Genomic DNA, 1,114 nt, shown 5'->3' with positions numbered 1-1,114 from the left:
GCAGTAGGCGGCACCACAGCGCCGGTGCTCGAATTCTGGCCAGGGGACACAGCGGTGCCAGGTGCGGGGGAGGGCTGGGGTTTCTGGTCGCCGTCACTGGTGGGCGCGTCGGGTTTCGGCGTGATCGGCGCGGCGCCGGTGTTCGATCCTGTACCGGTACTGGCACCGTTCGCGCCGGTGGCGGGCTTGTCGGAACCACCGAAGTTGAACAGCGGCGCCCCGCCCCCGGTGCCGCCGTTACTGGGCACGTTCGAACCGGCCCCGGCTCCGTTCGCCGTGGGCGCGGTGCCTGTGCTGTCACCGGTATTGCCGGTGAGTGTGGCGGTGATCGTTTCACCGGCTTCGTCGCCGAGGACATCGATGGCGTGGGTCGCGACCCCGGCGGCTTCGGTGATCAGCGTGGTCAGCACTTCGGCCCCGGAGGTGATCAATTGGGTGCCGAGGGTCGTCGCGGCGTCGATGCCCGCGGTGGCTAGGGTTTGCTGCATCGCGATGACCGGATCGCTCGATGTCGAGCTACTGCCGGTGTCGTCGATGACGGTGTCGGTGTCGTCGTCGCTGGTCAGGGATGGGTCGCCGGTAGCGGGTCCGCCACCGGTCCCGAGGCTGGATTTCGGTGTCGTGTAGTCGGTTTCGCGCAGCTTGCTGGTGTAGGTGTCGTAGTCGGCTTGCGCGCTGTCGACAGCGGAGAGGGAGTTGCTGTACATCTGTCGGGCCAGCTCGATGACGGTGGTGACGCCTTGCTCGTTCGGTGAAGCTTTCAGAATCCGGCGGGCTCGGGTTTCGAAGTCGTCGAGTTCGGCATCGATCGCCGCGGCGGCGGTGGTGTTGGTGCCGACCGCGGCGTCGATCAGCGTGGCGAACTCCCCAGTTTGGTCGCTACCCTCGACCAGTCTGGTGCGAGAGGCGCGGATCGCGGGGATCGCGGAGTTAGCAGCTGTGGAGCTCCAGCTCGATTCGAGATCGGTTGCCTGCAGGCGGTAGGGCGCCTCGGTCGAGTCGAGTTGGCTGATCGCGTTGTTGAGCAGGCCCAGTGCCTCAGCCGGGTCACCGGTGCCGTCCACACTGGTACGCAGCTCGCGGATCGGTGCCGACAGGTAGGCGATGATCGCAT

The 1,114-nt window shown here is 67.0% G+C and carries 1 protein-coding gene; it reads right to left on the bottom strand.

Going from position 1 to position 1,114, the window contains the following annotated elements:
• The coding region (locus tag AB0F44_RS30275; protein WP_357361082.1) for a hypothetical protein at positions 1-1,114 on the bottom strand (1,114 nt) is incomplete at both ends.

The organism is Nocardioides sp. NPDC023903 (assembly GCF_040639295.1).
Lineage (GTDB): Bacteria > Actinomycetota > Actinomycetes > Propionibacteriales > Nocardioidaceae > Nocardioides.
This window is presented reverse-complemented; position numbering and strand designations above follow the sequence as displayed.